Origin of the sequence: Kosakonia sp., from assembly GCF_032104925.1 — a bacterium.
Lineage (GTDB): Bacteria > Pseudomonadota > Gammaproteobacteria > Enterobacterales > Enterobacteriaceae > Kosakonia.
The window spans coordinates 374,412-391,950 of the sequence record NZ_DAMCGF010000001.1 but is presented as its reverse complement, the minus strand read 5'-3'; the positions used below and the strand labels follow the sequence as shown (position 1 = coordinate 391,950).

Below are 17,539 nucleotides of genomic sequence, written 5' to 3'. Positions count from 1 at the left end.
TGTTGTGGTTTTAATTGCATAACGCTTATCGTTGCGCGGGCGCGACCAGATGCCGGACCACCGGCGGCTCGTCGCCCTGATGAAAGGCCAGCACGCGCTCTCTAATCAGTTTGTCATTGACCGTGTGACGTTCATGCTGGCGCAAATGCTCGATCCACGATCCCATCACCCAGGTTTCAACAAACAGGCCAGCATGGTGGGCATCTTCATACACCGCCCAGCCCATCGCGCCTGTACGCCTGCGCACGCGGCGCATCTCCTGCATCGCACAGACAAAATCATGCGCATCTTGCGGGGAGACCCGATATTCGCAACTGACCATCACCGGCCCGCGTTCATGCGGAATGTCGGTTTCGGTCGCGAAGCCCGCCGGATCAATCATGTCGAGATCCAGCGCGGCGTCTTTTTCCAGCCGCCAGCGTAAAACTGTAGCAGTTCCCAGCACCATCCCCAGCGTGGCGGCACAAAGTGCCCACGTCACGCCGAACTCCGACGCCAGCTTGCCCCAGATGGCGCTGCCGACCGTCATTGAGCCGAAGAACACGGTCAGATAGACCGCCAGCGCGCGCGCTTTTACCCAGCGGGCCGCGCTGCGCTGTGCGCCGACGTTCAGCGTCGAGAGCACGGCTATCCACGCGAAGCCGGTAAAAAACTCAAAGGCATTGAGCAGCCAGACATGGCGAATAAACGCCAGCGCTACCATGGTGACGGCAAACAGCAAACTGGCGGCCACCATCATCTGGTCGGCATTCAGCCGCTTGCGCAATTTTGGCAGCAGCATCGCGCCACAAATCGCGCCGAACCCGATACAGGCCAGCATGATGCCGTAACCGCCAGGGCCGAGACCCAGCTCGCGTCGCGCCACCAGCGGCAGCATTGCCCATCCGGCGCTACCAAACAGGAAAAACGCCACCGTACGCGCCAGCACATTGCGCAGCACCGGCGCGGCGTGAACATAGCGCAGCCCACCGCGAATGGCGGTAAAGAAGTGTTCCGGCGGCAGACGCTGAATGGTCACCTGCGGCTGCCAGCGATAGAGTACAAACGCCACGCCCAGTACCGACAGGGCGTTCAGGAAGAACACCATCCACGGACCGGCGAAAGAGAGCAGCAGCCCGCCCAGCGCCGGACCAATCGCGCGGCTGATATTGATGCCCAGCGAATTAAGGGCAATCGCCGGACTCAGTTCGCGTTTTTCAACCAGATCCGGCACCACCGCCTGGAAAGCCGGTGAGCTAAGCGCCGCGCCGGTACTGAGTAAAAACGTCGCCGCCAGCAGCACTTCCGGCGTGACATTGCCGGTAAACGACAGCAGCGCCAGACCGGCTGCCGCGCAGAACGTCCAGGCTTGCGAAAAGAGCAGGATTTTGCGCCGTTCAACGATATCCGCCAGTACCCCCGCAGGCAGTACAAACAGGAACATCGGCAGGCTGCTGGCCGCCTGCACCAGCGCGACCGCCAGCGGATCGGCGCTCAGCGAGAGCATTGTCCAGTTCACCCCGATGTCGCTCATCCATGAGCCGACATTGGATACCACTGTCGCTATCCATAGCATGCGAAAAACGCGCTGGCGCAGCGGCTGCCAGGCTGAAGCGGCTGGGGCAGCGTTGATATCAGGTGACACTGTCACCGCTGCGTGCAGTTCGTTTTGTTGCGTCATGCCAGTGCTCCTTTCGCCGCCACGCGCAGCCGCCAGCTTCCCGGCCCGGTTAACAGCAAGGTGGTGAAGATAATCAGCAACAACCAGCCGAATTGCCCCTCGGCCAGCGACCAGTCTGCATGCACGACCAGCATCGCGACCAGCAGCACCACGATGATCGGGATACAGGCCAGCCGTGTGGCGACACCGGCGATGATCAGCAACGGGCAAACCACTTCGGCGAAAATCGCCGGCAGCAGACTCATCCACGGGCCGAGACCAAACGGATCTTCGATATGCGCCAGTTCGTTACTGAAATGCAGCACCTTCGGCAGGCCATGCACATACAGCAACAGCAGGCTGCCGGTCAGGCGCAGGAAGAACAGCCCCGCATCAACGCGGGGCGAAACAGCTGAGAAAGAGGATGTTTTCATGATGTCAGAACGCAAAGCAGCTGCAACCGAGCGCGCCCCAGAAGGCGTTCTCATCGGAAACCGGCATGGCGGCACCGCGTGCAACATCGTGTTGATGGATATGTACGCCACACGGACCAGAGCAGTGGTGTACGCCCGACGCCTGACCTACGCGAGCGGCCTGCGGCGGCGCACTGCGATAATGACCAGGGACCTTCACCACCGGCGACCAGTCTGGCAGTACCGGGATCGCCGGCGGTGCCAACGGACCAAACGCGCCAGCGGCATAAACAATCTCACCGCCGACCACCGTCAGCACCGATTCAATCCCTTTGATCTCCTCCTCAGGCACGCGGAAGTAGTCTTTGCTGAGGATGGCGAGATCGGCCAGTTGACCGACTTTAATCTGGCCTTTTTTCCCCTGTTCGCTGGAGAACCAGGCGCTGCCTTGCGTCCAGAGCAGCAGGGCGGTATCGCGATCGAGACGCGCGCTGTGGTCGTACATTTGCATGCCGCCAACCGTACGCCCGGAAACCAGCCAGTAGAGCGCCGTCCACGGGTTGTAGCTGGCAACGCGCGTGGCGTCGGTGCCCAGACCAACCGGCAACCCGGCTTCCAGCATTTTCGCCACCGGCGGCGTCTGTTTAGTGGCCTGCGAACCGTAGCGTTCGGCGAAATATTCGCCCTGGAAGGCCATGCGATGCTGAACCGCAATCCCGCCGCCGAGCGCTTTTACACGCTCAATATTGGCTTCGGTGATGGTTTCCGCATGGTCAAAGAACCAGTGCAGACCGTTAAACGGAATGTCGCGGTTCACTTTTTCGAATACATCCAGCATGCGGCTGATCGATTCGTTATAGGTGGCGTGCAGGCGGAACGGCCAGCGGTGCTCAACCAGATGGCGCACCACGCGCTCCAGTTCCTCTTCCATACCGGGCGCCAGATCCGGGCGCGGCTCAAGGAAATCTTCAAAATCGGCGGCGGAAAAGACCAGCATTTCACCGGCACCGTTGTGGCGGAAAAAGTCGCTGCCCTGGCCCGGCGTTAACATATCGGTCCATTTTTCGAAATCTTCCAGCTCATGCCCCGGACGCTGGGTAAACAGGTTATAGGCGATGCGAATGGTCATCTGCTGTTTGCTGTGCAGTTCGGCGATCACTTCGTAATCTTCCGGGTAGTTCTGGAAACCACCGCCCGCGTCAATAGCGCTGGTCAGCCCCAGACGATTCAGCTCACGCATAAACTGGCGCGTGGAGTTGACCTGCTGCTCCAGCGGCAGTTTTGGCCCTTTCGCCAGCGTGGCGTAGAGGATCATCGCGTTTGGCCGCGCAATCAGCATCCCGGTCGGGTTGCCATTGCTGTCGCGCTGAATTTCGCCGCCCGGCGGGTTAGGCGTGTCTTTGGTGTAGCCCACCACGTTCAGCGCCGCGCGGTTGAGCAGGGCGCGATCGTACAGATGCAGGATAAACACCGGCGTGTCCGGCGCGGCCTCGTTAATTTCGTCCAGCGTCGGCATACGGCGTTCGGCGAACTGGAACTCTGTCCAGCCGCCCACCACGCGTACCCACTGCGGAGACGGCGTGCGCAGCGCCTGTTCTTTCAGCATACGCAGGGCATCCGCCAGCGACGGCACACCTTCCCAGCGCAGTTCCAGGTTGTAATTAAGCCCGCCGCGGATCAGGTGCAGGTGCGAGTCGTTCAGCCCCGGGATCGCCGTATGGCCTTTCAGATCCACCACTTTTGTGCGTTCACCACGGTAAGCCATCACCTCGGCTTCGGTCCCCACCTGGACAAATTTTCCGTCGCGGATAGCCACGGCATCGGCGAGCGGGTTTTCCCGATCAACCGTATGAAACTGACCATTAAGCAATATCAGTTCTGCATGTACGAGCGAATCCATACTTCCTCCAGTCTGGCGGCCTCATGGGCCGGATAAGCGTCTGGGCGGATTATGCTAAGCGTTGGGAAAGAATGAACAGTTATACGAACGTATAGGTATACGAAAGGATAGTTATACCTTCAGATAATAGTTATGCCGGGGAGGGATACCTAACATACAGCCAACGATAGCGATGGCGCGTGAGTTGCTGTCTGAACGTAACACTCCTCACTTTAACCTCTAAGGATGCTTGTATGACTACCGCGAAACTTGAAGTTCTGACCCCGGCAAACTGTCAGTTAATCTTTATCGATCACCAGCCGCAGATGGCGTTTGGCGTGCAGTCTATTGACCGCCAGGTGCTGAAAAACAACACCGTCGCGCTGGCGAAAGCCGCCAAAGTGTTCAATATTCCGACCATCTTCACTACCGTCGAGACCGAAAGTTTCTCCGGCAACACCTATCCTGAACTGCTGGATGTGTTCCCGGAGAAAGATATTCTGGAACGTACTTCAATGAATTCCTGGGATGACCAGAAAGTGCGTGATGCGCTGGCGACCAACGGCAAACGTAAAGTGGTGGTGTCCGGCTTGTGGACCGAAGTGTGCAACAACACTTTCGCCCTGTGTGCCATGCTGGAAGGCGACTACGAAATCTATATGGTGGCAGATGCCTCCGGCGGCACCTCGAAAGAGGCGCATGATTACGCCATGCAGCGCATGATCCAGGCAGGCGTGATCCCGGTGACCTGGCAGCAAGTGATGCTGGAGTGGCAGCGTGACTGGGCGCACCGCGAAACGTACGACGCGGTCATGAATATTGTGAAAGAGCATTCCGGCGCATACGGCATGGGCGTCGATTATGCCTACACCATGGTGCACAAAGCGCCTTCTCGCGCGAAAGCGGGTCATCGCACGCTGGCACCGGTTCCGGCGAAATAAGTCTCTTGCTGGCCGGTGTACGCCGGTCAGCCTTTAAACGGCAGGAGAATGCCATGAGTGTCGGACTTGTCTCTTTCGCCGCAGGCGTGCTGATTGGCGTGATGTACGCCTTGCTGAAGGTGCGATCGCCTGCGCCACCGGCGATTGCGCTGGTCGGGTTGCTTGGCATGTTGATGGGCGAACAGCTCGTCAGCGCACTGATCACACAAGCTGCGGCGGGGTGAGCCTATGAAATCCTGGATCCTTTCCCTCCTGGTCGGTCTTCTGGCCGGGGGGATTTATGCTTTACTGGGGACGCGTTCCCCCGCACCGCCGGTGATTGCCTTACTGGGGTTATTCGGCATGCTGGTGGGAGAGCAACTGGTTCCGATTACCCGTCGGTTACTTGCCCGGCAACCGTTAACCATGGCATGGTTTCGCCATGAGTGTGTGCCAAAGATTAGCGGTACGCCGCAACCTGAACCGCCGGACGCACCGCCGCGCCGGGATTAATGCCCCCGAGGATAACCATGACGCACACCCTGCGTATTGCCATTGTTGATGATGAACCGTCCGTGCGTAGCGGGTTAAGCAATTTGCTGCAATCGGCGGGGTACGCCACGCTGACCTTCGCGTCCGCCGAGGCCTTCCTCAACGATGGTAGCGCGCAGCGGCAAACCGCACTGGTGATTGCCGATATTAAACTTAAAGGCATGAGCGGGGCGGCGCTGTACGAGAAACTGCAATGTAACCCGTGCCCGCCGCCGCTGATATTTATTTCCGGTCACGACGATGAAACCTGGCAACGGTTCGCGGGGCAACCCGGTGCCGTTGCTTTTTTGCATAAACCGATCGATATCGACATGCTGCTTGATCATATTTCGCGCACGCTGGCGGGAGGTGAGGAGACGCCATGACCGGAAACGCAAAATCTCCCCCCTGGCCGCCGATGCTGGCCGAAAACCAACCGTTTACGCTGCAGGATGATGCTATCTACACGCCGCTGGCGCAGGAGGGCGGCATTGTCTGGATGAATGCCCACTACCCGTGGGCGAGTGATGCGTTTATTCTCGCCACGGCGGTAAGCGACGATGCCGAGCCGCGCGCCAGCCAGTTGCTGAACAACGAATTAGCGTTGCGCCAGCAGCTTGATAGCCGTTGGGCGGTAAAACCGGTGGCCAGCACGCAGTATCACGGCCGCGTTGCGCTGGTTTACCCCACATTTGCCTTTAAACCGCTCACCCGCATGATCACCCAGCCGATGGCGTGTATCGCCAGTTGGCTTGAACTGACCCTGCGCATCTGCACGCCGCTGCGCCAGATGCACCAGAGCAACCTGATCCATGGCGATATTAAACCCGGCAATATTTTTCTCACCGATGAAGGCTGCCGGTTGGGCGGGTTTGGACTGACGACCAGTACCGTCGGGGAACCGGCGCAGAACTGGCTGCCGCTCTCCGGCGGTACGCTGGCCTATATGTCACCGGAGCACACCACGCGCACCCACCACGCCGTGGACAACCGCAGCGATCTCTACAGTCTGGGGATTGTCTTTTATGAGCTGTTGACCGGCACATTGCCGTTCGATCTCAGCGAAGGCGGGCAGGCGGAATGGGTGTTGCACCACATCGCCTCTGAACCTTCGCCGCCGCATAGCCTGCGCGACGGGGTGCCGGAGATGCTCTCCACCATTGTGCTGAAGCTGCTGGCAAAGTCGCCGGAAAAACGTTACCAGACGGTCGATGGGCTGATGGCGGATTTGCGCCGCTGCCAGGCGACATTAACGCCCGATGGCGAGATAGCCGCCTTTACGCCAGGTCTGCAGGATCGGTCACCGGCGCTGCATTTTGCTAACACGTTGTATCGCGCCCATCCGCAGGCCAAATCGCTGGCAGACGCGCTGGACGCGGTTGTGCAAAGCGGTACGCAAACGCTGGTCACCATCAGCGGTCCTGTCGGGATGGGGAAATCGTCGCTGATGGCCTCGTCGTTAAAGGCCTTTCAGAGTCGCCCGTCGCTTATCGCGCTCGGGAAGGTGGAACAAAACTCGTCGATTCTGCCGCTGGGTGTGCTGACGGCCGCTTTCCGCTCGCTGGCGCTGCATTTACTGGGTTTACCCGCTGAGGAAGTGGCGCGCTGGAAGACGCGGCTTAGCAGTGCGCTCACCGGTTATGAAGCGCTGGCGGTGAGCCTCGCGCCGGAGCTGGGTCTGCTGATTAACAGTAAACCCGTGCTGTTTGTCGACACCTTGTCACTCGATTCACGCGCGCGCTTCAACCACATGGTGCTGCGGCTGGTGAATGTCTTTGCCACACCAGGTTGCCCGTTGATTATCCTTATCGATAATCTGCACTGGATCGACGACGCCAGCCTGCATTTACTGGAATACCTGTTACAGCACAGCCATGCCTTGCCGCTGCTGATGGTGGTTTCACACCGCGACGTAGCCTCGTTAGACGATCCGGCTTTTGCCACCGCGCTGGCCCGCTTGCGTAGCGCCGCCAGCCGGGTAATTGAGTGTGTGCCGCAACCGCGCTCGGCGAAAGCAATCTCGCGCTGGCTGGCGACCGTTTTTCAGACGCGCCCGGCATCCACCCTTGAGCTGGCAAAACTGATCCATGAAAAAACCGGCGGCAATCCGCTGTTCGTCCATGAGTTCTTTAAGCGCATTACCGAAGACGGTCTGGTGAGCCATAACAGTTACCAGGGCAAATGGCAGTATGACCTGGCGGCGATTAGCACCCGCTACCACCGTGAAAACGTCCCCGATTTGCTGCTCCAGCAGCTGGCGCAAATGCCGCCTGAAACGCGCGTCCTGCTCGGGAGCATGGCCTGTCTTGGCAGCGCGGGGGATATCACGTTAATAAGCCGTGTGCTGAACCTTTCTGCCAGCGAGGTGCATTACCGTCTGCATCCTGCGCTTACGGTACAACTGGTCACGCTTAACGCCGCCGCGTACACCTTTACCCATGAGCGCATTCACGAAGCGGCCTGCGCGCTGCTGGAACCTGCATATTGCCGCCAGTTGCATCTGGCCACGGCCACGCTTCTGGCGCAAACGGCAGCCGAAGCCCCGGGCAATGAGCTGCTGTTTCGCGCTATTCACCACATTAATGCCGCGGCCGACGACATTTTGCCGCCGCAACGCCAGCACTTCAGTGAACTTAGCCTGCTTGCCGCCAGACGGGCAAAACATACCGGTGACTACACGTCGGCCCTGAGCTACTTACATCTCGCGCAGCGGCTTCGTACCGGGACAGGGCATGACTTTGCGCTGTCGCTGGAGGAGACCGCCTGTGAGTTTTTGCTCGGTAACCTGTCAACCGCGCGCGGACTGTGCGAACGGTTACTGGCCTCGCCAGGCGGGCTCACGGAAAAAGCGCAGGCCGCGACATTGCTGGCAGAAGTGCATATTCGCCAGTCCGGTTATCAGCTGGCGCTGGAGACAACACTGTGTTGGTTGACCGTGTTTGGCATTCACCTGAGCCGTTATCCTGACGATGCGGCCTGTGATCACGCGTGGCAGGAGATGCATGCGCGTGTTGGTGATAATCCCGCGCATCTGTTTACTGCGCTGCCGCGCATGAACCACCAGGAAACCGACGCGCTGATGAACCTGCTGGCGAGCGCCAGTTTGTATGCCAGCTTTAATTGCCCGCGCCTGCATTTCCTGTTGCTGTGCCAGATGCTGCAACTGACGCTCGAACGTGGGCTGACCGGCGCATCCACCTCGGCACTGGCCTGGTTTGGTGTACTGCTCGGTGAACGCTATGAAGAGTATGAACTGGGCTACCGTTACAGCGTTCTGGCGCAGGAGCTGGTGACGCGCCACGGTTTACATGAATTTGCCGCGAAAGCCCTGGTGCCGCTCGGGCGTAGCTGTGTCTGGACACAACCGCTATCGCGAAGCGTGGAGTGCGCTAACGCCTGCTTTACCGCAGCCGTTGCGCATGGCGATCTGACCATTGCCTGTTTTGCCGCTTTTCGCCAGGTGATCAACGCCATGAGTCGCGGCGATCACCTCGACACGGTATTAGGCCATATCGATCGCGGTCTGGCTTTTATTCGTGAAACCCAGTATTCGGACATGGATCACCTGCTGCTGTTACAACGTCACTTTGTCGAGTATCTGCGACAGCCGGATAGCATGTTAAGCGGCAAAGCGATCCTGCCCCGATCGCTGCTGCCCCCGACGCCGCCTGCCACCATGCTGTTCTGGTTCTGGCTCTATCGCGGGATGGCGCACTTTTTCACCGGGGCCTGTTCCCGCGCGGAATCGTGTCTGAAAGAGGCGGGAAAACATGCCTGGTCCGCACCGGGGCATATCAGTCTGCTGGATTATCACCTTTACAGCGCGCTTGCGTTGTCGATGCAGTTAACGCCAGAGACGTTTTCCGCTGAGCACCGCCTGCGGCTGAACCAGCACAACAATAAAATCGCCCGCTGGGCGCGCGTCAATCCGGGAACCTTCAGCGATAAAGAAGCGCTGGTTTACGCGGAAATCGTGCGCCTTGACGGCATGAACAGCATCGCGCTCGAACAGTATGAGAAGGCGATTACGCTGTCCCGCGAAGCCGGTTTTAACCCCAGCAATGCGCTGGCGCATGAACTGGCGGGGCGTTTTGCGCTCTCCTGTGGATACCAGACCGCAGCCGACGCGTATTTTCGCGGCGCGATGGCCGCCTGGGGACGCGTCGGGGCGCAGGCCAAAGTTCGCCATTTGCAGCAGGAGCATCCCCATCTTTTCACGCCCGTGGAAAGTACCCCCTATGACACCATCTCCTTTGCGCAGAACGATGAAATCCGCGATCTGCAAAGTATCATCAAAGCCTCCCGCGCCTTATCAGAGGAGATCAACCTCGAACGGCTGATTCAGATCCTGATGACCATGTTGCTGGAGCGTGCCGGTGCGCAGCGCGGCTTACTGATTCGCGTACTTGATGACAACATTCCGGAAATCGAAGCCAGCGCACACACCAGTAAAGAGGGCGTACTGGTGCGGGTGATCAAAGAGATGCCGCTGGCGACAGATATGCCGTTATCGGTGCTGGCGGCCGTGATCCGCACCGGACAAGAGATCCGCACCGGCCGGCCGGAAGAGTACAGCCCGTTTAGCCAGGATCCGTATCTTGTCTCTTCCGGGGCGGCGGTAATGTGTGTGCCAATGTTCAAACAGGCGCGGCTGGTGGGGGTGTTATATCTGGAAAACCGCCTGATGCCGGAGATGTTTACCGCAGGCCAGTCTCGCGTCGTGAACCTGCTTGGCGCACATGCTGCGGTGTCGCTGGAGACCGCGCGGCTGTATGCCAAGCTGGTGGAAGAGAACATGCAGCGTCGGCGCGTCGAAAAGGAGCTGCGCGCCAGCCAGACCTCGCTGATGCTGGGCGAACAAATCAGCCACACCGGAACCTGGCGCTGGGAACTGGAACAGGATTTGATGCATATGTCGGATGAGTATGCGCGCATCCTCGGGCTGGACGAGAAGCGCAAACTGATCTCCATGGCCGAGTTTTTAACCTTTGTTCACCCGGACGATCATCCACATATCAGCGCGCTGGTCACCCGCAGTGTCGCGCAGGGGCTCACCATGCAGGCGGAGTTTCGCATTATCCGCACCGATGGCGAGTGCCGGTATATCCTCGGCATCGGCGATCCGGTCTCTTCCGGTGATGAGGTGCATGAATATTTTGGCACCATTACCGATATTACCGCCCAGCGGCAGAGCGAGGATGCCGCGCGCGTCGCTCAGGCCGAGCTGGCGCGGGTGTCGCGCGCCACCACCGTCGGGCAGTTAACCTCATCGATTGCCCATGAAATTAACCAGCCGCTAATGTCGATTGTCTCTAACGCCGGTGCCAGCCTGCGCTGGCTTAATCGCTCACCGATCCCGGTCGATAATGTGCGCGTTGGTCTGGAGGAGATTATCAGCGAAGGGCAGCGCGCCGGAGAGGTGATCCGTAGCCTGCAATCGCTGACGCGCAGGCAGGAGCCGGTGTTCGAGCGCATCGATCTGCATTTCTTACTGCGCCATATCATGACGCTTTCCCGCAGCGAGCTGGCGCGGCGGCAGATCGCTGTTGAGTATGCCCTTGATGCGCATAACAGCTTTATTTATGGCGATAGCGTTCAGATCCAGCAGGTGCTGCTTAACCTGGTGATGAATGCCGTTGAAGCAATGGCGGATATCGACTCGCGCCCGCGCGTGTTAACGCTTTCAACGCTGACACAGAACCCGCAAGAGGTGATTTGCCAGATTGCGGATACCGGAAGCGGGATGAGTGCAGAAGTGCAGGGGCGGCTGTTTGAGTCGTTCTATACCACCAAAGCGCAGGGCATGGGCATGGGATTGACCATCAGTTATGCCATTATTGAGCGGCATAAAGGCAAGCTAACGGCGAAGTCGAGGCTACCATTCGGCAGCGTGTTTGCCTTTACCTTGCCGGTGTCCGCGGATTAGCGGCTGCGGGATTTGGCGATATGCAGGTGGCTTGCGGCATGCACCAGATCCGCCAGCGAGCGGGCCTGCATTTTATCCATCACCCGGCGGCGATGGACTTTTACGGTAATTTCGCTGACACCCAATTCCGCCGCAATCTGCTTATTAAGCAAGCCACTGATCGCCAGCTCAAAAACTTCCTGCTCACGCGGCGTCAGGGATAAGTGGCGCTGCTTGAGGGCAAAGTTTTCCTGTTGTTGCTCGAAATCTTGCGCCGCCACCGTCAGCGCGTCCGCGACCGCCGACAGCAGGCGTTCGGACTCTACCGGCTTCGTTAAGAACTCACGCGCCCCGGCTTTCATTGCCCGTACGGTCAGCGGAATGGTGCCATAACCGGTCAGAAAGATTATCGGCAATTCGCGTCCGCGATCTTTTAACGCGCTGGCGACATCGAAACCGTCCGCGACCGGCATATTCAAATCCAGAATCAAACAAGAGGGTACAGAAACCAGCGGGTGGGTGAGAAAAGATTCCGCAGAGGCGAAATCAATGGCGCGGTAACCTTCTGCTGCCAGTAGCCGGACAATTGATCGTCTGACGGCATTATCATCATCGACAACATATACGAGAGGTTCCATTATCTATCAGCCTCGGTAGGGCGCATGCCAGAAAGCAGGCCGTAAGCTATGCAGGCAGATACTGATAACATAAAAATTAACTGGATGAAATAACTGATCTTTTCCTTATATGCTGTAGGCTTTTTGTGCCAGTGCGTGAAGAATATACACCCGGTAAAAGGGGCAACGTTTAGCGCATTACTTTCGAATGAAATTTGTTATAAATCACTGAATGTTGCATGTATTTTAACCGCTTGTTAATTTATATATCGTACCGTTAACCCTCCGCAAGGGCGCTTCGTTGACGGTGTCCAAGAGCAAAAATAAGAATAATCTTAGAATGGGTGGTGGCATTTAGGGGGAAGGAATATGGCGATCAGACGGGCACAGCCTGAAGAAGCAGAAGTTATTTGGCACATCCGTAACCAGGCTATCCGCCACGGTTGCAAAGGCGTTTATGAGGACAAGGTTATCACCGCCTGGACCCCGGATAAAATGCCGGAAAGCCAGCGTACGATGATTGCCAATAACCCTTTTTATGTGGCAACCACGGCAAATGACCAGCCGGTTGCCACGGGTTTTCTCGATCTCGCCAACGCCAGCGTGGAGGCCATTTTCACGTTGCCGGAGTGGGAAGGAAAGGGGCTGGCGACGCAGATAATTGCAGCCATTAAACAGGAAGCGGCGCAGCGCGGTTTGCTGCACATCACGCTGGCATCAACACCCAACGCCTGTGGTTTCTATCAAAAGCAGGGGTTTGTCATAGTGCGGGAGAGTATTTATCCCTCTGCGCTGGCGCGTGCGGAATTACGCTGTATTGAAATGGAATATAATTTCCCTGTTAATAAATAAAGAGCATTTATTCACAGAATGGATTGATGAGGAGAAAATTCCTATTAAAATAAACAACTTAATTAACACCCCATCATAAAACATCTCCTATAATAATAAGGCTGCGCTATCGCGTGGCTTTATTTCATGATTCATCACAGAAAGGGACTTTTTATGAAAATACGTGCCTTACTTTCCATTTTATTATTTGGTTTATCAATGAATGTCTTCGCCGCCAGCCAGACAGAGTGTGAAGTGAACGGCGAAATAGACTGGAACTGCATGTGCCAGATCTTGTGCCAGGCGGGCGAGGGCGGCGCAGCCTGTAATTGCGATGGCGTGCCATAAGCCGACATTGCAAAGGGGATATTAATGTTAATATCCCCTCTGTTTCTCCACCGCCGATTTCTCTGAAACCTATTCCTGCGCCAGATAGATCCCCCCGCTTACACTATTCACATGTTACTCTTCACGCCTGAGGTCAAACAGGGAGAGCCGTGATGTCGGCGATTAAAACGCTTGCCACAACCGAAGTGTACCGCAACAAATGGATGCGTCTGCGCGAAGACAAAATCCTGCGGGCAGATGGGAACGAAGGTATTTACTCCGTTGTTGAGAAAGCTGATTTTGTCGTGATTATCGCCCGCGAAGGTGACAGCCTGTATGTAGTTGAGCAGTTCCGCTATCCGCTGGGTAAGCACACTATTGAACTGCCGCAAGGCGCCTGGGAATGCGCGCCGCAGGCGGATCCGCTGCATGTGGCGGCCGGTGAACTGCGCGAGGAAACCGGGCTGGTGGCAGGAAAGATGCGTCATGTCGGGTACCAGAAGCTGGCGCAAGGCTACTCCAGCCAGGGTTACCATATTTTCCTTGCTGAAGAGTTGGTGCATCAGCAGCAGGAACTGGATCCTGAAGAGTTTGGTCTGACGACGCGCAAAATTACCCTGAAAGAATTTGAGACGTTGATGTGTGAAGGAAAGATCAGCGATGCAACGTCCGTCACCGCGTATTTGCTGGCAAAGCTCAAAGGCATGCTGGAATAGCGCGGGCATTTTGCTTCTCATCACAACCGTATGCGCCGGGTCCCTGGCTTAACGCGAGATCAACATGAACAGCGCCGCACAACATATTCTTTCTATCTATCAACGTCACGCCCGGACATTTGCTGAGCAGCGCTCAAAGGCGCTTTTCGAAAAAGGCTGGCTGGAAAAATTCGCCAGCCTGCTGCCGGTTGCAGGCAACATTGTCGATGTCGGGTGCGGTAACGGGCAGCCGATTGCGGGCTGGTTTATCCGCCAGGGTTTTCAACTCACCGGCGTTGATGGTGCAAGCGCAATGCTGGACCGCGCGCGCCAGCAGTTTCCCGCTCAGCGCTGGATCCAGCAGGATATGCGCAACCTGTCGCTCGGTGAAACCTTCGATGGGCTGCTGGCCTGGGACAGCTTTTTTCACCTGACGCATGAGGATCAACGCAACATGTTCGCTCGTTTTGCCGAACATAGCCATGTGGGCAGCGCGTTAATGTTCACCAGCGGAACCGATCACGGGATCGCAATGGGGCAGTTTGCCGGTGAACCGTTGTTCCATGCCAGTCTCGCACCTGACGAATACCGCGCGTTATTAGCAAATCACGGTTTCGAGGTTATCGGGATGGTTCAGGAAGATCCCCACTGCGCCGGGCATACCGTATGGCTGGCGCAACGCGTTCGCTAAAGCGGCGGTGAAGATATTTGCCGGACGCGGCTCAGGCTAAAGAGGATCGCCAGAAGTGTTGCCGCAGCGGCCAGCCCTAAGCCAAGCCGGACCGCAAAAGCCTCCTGCTCCACATTGCCGGAAGGGGCATAGAGCGAAAGTATCCCACCCAACAGCGCCGCGCCAAGACACTGGCCGAACGTGCGCATAATCGCCAGCACGCCGGACGCGTAACCACTGTGCTCCCTTGAGGCGTTCGCCATCATCTCTTTATTGTTCGGGCTCTGGAAACAACCGAAGCCAATACCGCAGATCAGGCTGCGCAGGCTGATATCCCACACCGGCGGATCATGCGGTAATCGCGCCAGCAAAATTAACCCCACCGCGAAAAGGCACAGACCAACGGTGGCAATCAACGAAGGTGCGTAGCGGTCGGCAAGCCGCCCGGCATGGGGCGCAACCAGCATGATGCCAACAGGCCAGGCGGTAAACAGCAACGCCGACGTCAGCGCGCTGTAACCATATACGCTCTGAAACAGAAACGGCAGGGCGACGAACGTCATTCCCTGGCTGATAAAAGAGGCCAGCGATGTCAGTGCCGCCAGCGAAAAACGCGGCGAGGCAAAAAGCGTCAGCGGCATCAGCGGCTGCAGTGCCTGGCGCTGACGCAATACAAACAATGCCCCGGCAGCCAGACCAACAAGCCCATAACTCAACGCGGTTAGCCCTGATCCGGAACGGGAAATGGCGCTTGATGCCATTACCATCGCGCCCAGCATAAGAGCGGAAAGCAGCGCCCCTGGCGTATCGAAGGGCCCGCGCAACGCGGAGGTTGCAGTCGGGATCACCCGTAATGTGAAGAGCAGGGCGATGATGCCCAGCGGAAGGTTAATGGCAAATAACCATTGCCAGCTCAACGTTGCCAGCAGCGTGCCACCCAGAACCGGCGCGATAGCGGTACTGGAGGCGATCAACAGGGCGTTCATTCCGAGGATGCGCCCCAGTAATCGATTAGGAAAGACCGAGCGCAAAATCGCCGGTGCAATGCTGAGTGTTGCCGCCCCACCAATCCCTTGCAAGATACGCATCGCGACCAGCGTCTCCAGCGATTGCGCCAGTGCGCAGCCCAGCGAGGCCAGCGTGAAGAGCCCCAGCCCGGCGGCGAATAATCGGCGAAAGCCAATATGTGCCGCTAACGCAGCAAAGATTGCCAGCGTCATGGCTGCGGAGAGCAGATAGCCATTCGCTACCCAAACAGCTTCCGCGGCGGTTACATCTAACGCCCGCGCAATTTGCGGCAAGGCGATATTCACCATCGAGCCATCAAACACCGCCATTGTGGTACTGGTCATCACGGCAACCATGGCCATCAACCGCTCGCGTCCGGGCAATCCTTCATCACCGGGTTTATCCAAAAATAGTGTCATAAACAACCTCTGCTGATTTTGTGCTTGCGGTAACTATAATTTCGTGGGATATATGGCGGAAGGCGCAGCATTTGCATTAATACGTTGCAGCAAACGCCATATCTGAACCTTCTGTTGTGGACGAAAACGATGAGTGAACCCGATCTGAATTTGTTATTTGCCCTGGATGTGCTGATCGCCGAGCGCAGTGTGGCGGCGGCAGCGCGGCGGCTTGGTCTGAGCGCCTCGGCGATGAGCCGGACACTTAGCCGTCTGCGGGAAACCACTGGCGACCCGCTATTAGTGCGCGCCGGGCGTAATATGGTGCTGACGCCGTATGCAGAAACGCTTCAGACACGCACGCAGAACGCCGTTTTCGAGGCGCGGGCGTTGCTGCGACCCGCGCAACCCGAGCTTAATATTGCCTCGCTACAGCAGATGTTTACCCTGCGCGCCAACGATGGTTTTGTTGAAGCGTTTGGCCCAACGCTGATTGCGGAAATGGCGGCTGTCGCGCCAGGCGTGATGCTGCGGTTTACGCCAAAGCCAGAGAAGGGCTCCAGTGCCTTGCGGGAAGGACGGGTCGATCTGGAAATTGGCGTGCTGAGCGAAATGGGGCCAGAAATTCGCGTGCAGGCGCTGTTCAGAGACCGTTTTGTCGGCGTCGTCAGGGATACGCATCCACTGGCGCAACTTAATGAGGTGACGATCAACGAGTATGTCGCCTGGGGCCATGTCGTGGCGTCGCGTCGGGGGTTAACAAGCGGTCCGGTTGATGAAGGGCTGGCAGAGCAGGGCGTGCGCAGGAAAATCGCCGCCGTGGTGCCGGGTTTTCCTGCGGCGTTAGCCGTGGCGCGTGCGTCCGATCTTATCGCGCTTATCCCGGCCTCTTTTCTTCTCAGTCCTGCGGCCAGGCAGGGAGTGGCAATGTTTGAGCTGCCGGTAAAAACGCGCACCATTACCGTATCTCAATTGTGGCATCCACGTTCAGAAGTCGATCCCGCGCATCGCTGGCTGCGCCAGTTTATGCTGGGAGTGTGCAGGCGATTAGTGCCGGATGAGAAGGGGAAGTGAAAGCATTTCCCCATGTGAACGCCGTTAGCGTTTGAGCATGTGCGCTTGCCGCGCCTCTGCTTTTAACTGTTTACGCCAGACTCGGTTATGTAACGACAGCGCGATTGACCGGTAAAACAGTGAGGAATTTATCCATTTAACATTCAGTAAGAAGAAGACTAATCCCAGCACTGATGTTATCTGCGGCGTGTAATTATTCGCAGCGCCAAATAATAGTGAGAAAAAGGCGGAAATAAAATACAGAATGGCCATTACGCCCGTCAGCGCAATGATAAACAGGTGAGATTTCAGTCCCGCCAGAGAACCACGCGCGGTAAGCAACATGGTGGTCATCATCAGCGCACAATAAACAGCCGCTGCAAAGAAAACGCCGACCAGCACTTTATATTCAGGTATGGATAGCCAGTTGAAAATAATCATCCACAGAGAAACCTGCGGCATGGCGTAGCAAAAAATAGCAAGTATCACACTGATACCTAAAGGAATACCGGTCATATGCATGCCAACAGGCACACCGAAACGACTTTTAAGCCGATCCTTTATCAACTCAAGTTGTTGTGGATCGTTAGTCGCTATTTTCTTTGCGATAACATTACTTAACGCAAGACTTTTTCTTATATATTTCATCATTG

The 17,539-nt window shown here is 57.2% G+C and carries 16 protein-coding genes; 10 read left to right on the top strand and 6 right to left on the bottom strand.

Annotation, left to right across the window (positions count from 1 at the left end; all coding sequences use genetic code 11):
• Positions 1-25: 25 nt before the first annotated feature.
• From RT644_RS01875 to RT644_RS01865, 3 genes are read right to left on the bottom strand one after another with little or no spacing between them, the layout of a single operon-like run.
• Positions 26-1,660 carry an MFS transporter gene (locus tag RT644_RS01875; protein ID WP_097406740.1) on the bottom strand — a complete coding sequence of 545 codons (1,635 nt, stop codon included), beginning with the start codon at positions 1,658-1,660 and terminating at the stop codon, positions 26-28.
• On the bottom strand, positions 1,657-2,073 hold the full coding sequence (locus tag RT644_RS01870) for a DoxX family protein (RefSeq protein ID WP_016496079.1): 417 nt from the start codon (positions 2,071-2,073) through the stop codon (positions 1,657-1,659). Before RT644_RS01870 ends, RT644_RS01875 begins: the two co-directional genes overlap by 4 nt.
• 4 nt (positions 2,074-2,077) lie before the next feature.
• On the bottom strand, positions 2,078-3,952 hold the full coding sequence (locus tag RT644_RS01865) for an amidohydrolase (protein WP_016496080.1): 1,875 nt from the start codon (positions 3,950-3,952) through the stop codon (positions 2,078-2,080).
• 233 nt (positions 3,953-4,185) lie between these two features.
• On the opposite strand from RT644_RS01865, the gene RT644_RS01860 reads away from it, so the two are divergent.
• Genes RT644_RS01860 through RT644_RS01840 form a run of 5 tightly spaced genes read left to right on the top strand, consistent with a single transcriptional unit; the run spans position 4,186 to position 11,308 of the window.
• Positions 4,186-4,872 carry a hydrolase gene (locus RT644_RS01860; protein ID WP_313625305.1) on the top strand — a complete coding sequence of 229 codons (687 nt, stop codon included), beginning with the start codon at positions 4,186-4,188 and terminating at the stop codon, positions 4,870-4,872.
• Positions 4,873-4,925: 53 nt separating this feature from the next.
• Entirely contained in the window at positions 4,926-5,096 is a 171-nt protein-coding gene (locus RT644_RS01855; protein ID WP_072051623.1) for a DUF1427 family protein, read from the top strand.
• A gap of 4 nt (positions 5,097-5,100) precedes the next feature.
• Positions 5,101-5,364, top strand: coding sequence for a XapX domain-containing protein (locus RT644_RS01850; protein ID WP_045508421.1), 264 nt, complete (start codon positions 5,101-5,103; stop codon positions 5,362-5,364).
• A gap of 17 nt (positions 5,365-5,381) precedes the next feature.
• Entirely contained in the window at positions 5,382-5,768 is a 387-nt protein-coding gene (locus tag RT644_RS01845) for a response regulator transcription factor (protein WP_045508422.1), read from the top strand.
• The gene (locus RT644_RS01840; protein ID WP_313625301.1) at positions 5,765-11,308 is read left to right on the top strand and encodes an AAA family ATPase; all 5,544 of its coding nucleotides are present in this window, start codon (positions 5,765-5,767) and stop codon (positions 11,306-11,308) included. Before RT644_RS01845 ends, RT644_RS01840 begins: the two co-directional genes overlap by 4 nt.
• Here RT644_RS01840 and RT644_RS01835 read toward each other — a convergent pair.
• A complete protein-coding gene (locus RT644_RS01835; protein WP_016496086.1) occupies positions 11,305-11,925 on the bottom strand; it encodes a response regulator transcription factor in 621 nt (206 codons plus the stop codon). The two genes, RT644_RS01840 and RT644_RS01835, sit on opposite strands and share 4 nt — an antisense overlap.
• A gap of 348 nt (positions 11,926-12,273) precedes the next feature.
• Between RT644_RS01835 and RT644_RS01830 the strand changes: the two genes are divergently transcribed.
• The 4 genes from RT644_RS01830 to RT644_RS01815 all read left to right on the top strand — a co-directional run bounded on the left by RT644_RS01830 (position 12,274) and on the right by RT644_RS01815 (position 14,448).
• The gene (locus RT644_RS01830; RefSeq protein WP_313625298.1) at positions 12,274-12,756 is read left to right on the top strand and encodes a GNAT family N-acetyltransferase; all 483 of its coding nucleotides are present in this window, start codon (positions 12,274-12,276) and stop codon (positions 12,754-12,756) included.
• Between the two features lie 153 nt (positions 12,757-12,909).
• Positions 12,910-13,083 (top strand): hypothetical protein, encoded by a 174-nt coding sequence (locus tag RT644_RS01825; protein WP_016496088.1) that lies wholly within the window; start codon positions 12,910-12,912, stop codon positions 13,081-13,083.
• Between the two features lie 152 nt (positions 13,084-13,235).
• Positions 13,236-13,778 carry an NUDIX hydrolase gene (locus RT644_RS01820; protein WP_313625295.1) on the top strand — a complete coding sequence of 181 codons (543 nt, stop codon included), beginning with the start codon at positions 13,236-13,238 and terminating at the stop codon, positions 13,776-13,778.
• Positions 13,779-13,842: 64 nt separating this feature from the next.
• Positions 13,843-14,448 (top strand): class I SAM-dependent DNA methyltransferase, encoded by a 606-nt coding sequence (locus RT644_RS01815; protein ID WP_045508429.1) that lies wholly within the window; start codon positions 13,843-13,845, stop codon positions 14,446-14,448.
• On the opposite strand, the gene RT644_RS01810 is transcribed toward RT644_RS01815, so the two are convergent.
• The gene (locus RT644_RS01810) at positions 14,445-15,854 is read right to left on the bottom strand and encodes an MFS transporter (RefSeq protein WP_313625291.1); all 1,410 of its coding nucleotides are present in this window, start codon (positions 15,852-15,854) and stop codon (positions 14,445-14,447) included. The genes RT644_RS01815 and RT644_RS01810 overlap by 4 nt on opposite strands.
• Before the next feature lie 129 nt (positions 15,855-15,983).
• Between RT644_RS01810 and RT644_RS01805 the strand changes: the two genes are divergently transcribed.
• Positions 15,984-16,907 carry a LysR family transcriptional regulator gene (locus RT644_RS01805; RefSeq protein ID WP_313625289.1) on the top strand — a complete coding sequence of 308 codons (924 nt, stop codon included), beginning with the start codon at positions 15,984-15,986 and terminating at the stop codon, positions 16,905-16,907.
• A gap of 24 nt (positions 16,908-16,931) precedes the next feature.
• Here RT644_RS01805 and RT644_RS01800 read toward each other — a convergent pair whose 3' ends face one another.
• The gene (locus RT644_RS01800; RefSeq protein ID WP_313625287.1) at positions 16,932-17,537 is read right to left on the bottom strand and encodes a hypothetical protein; all 606 of its coding nucleotides are present in this window, start codon (positions 17,535-17,537) and stop codon (positions 16,932-16,934) included.
• Positions 17,538-17,539 lie beyond the last annotated feature (2 nt).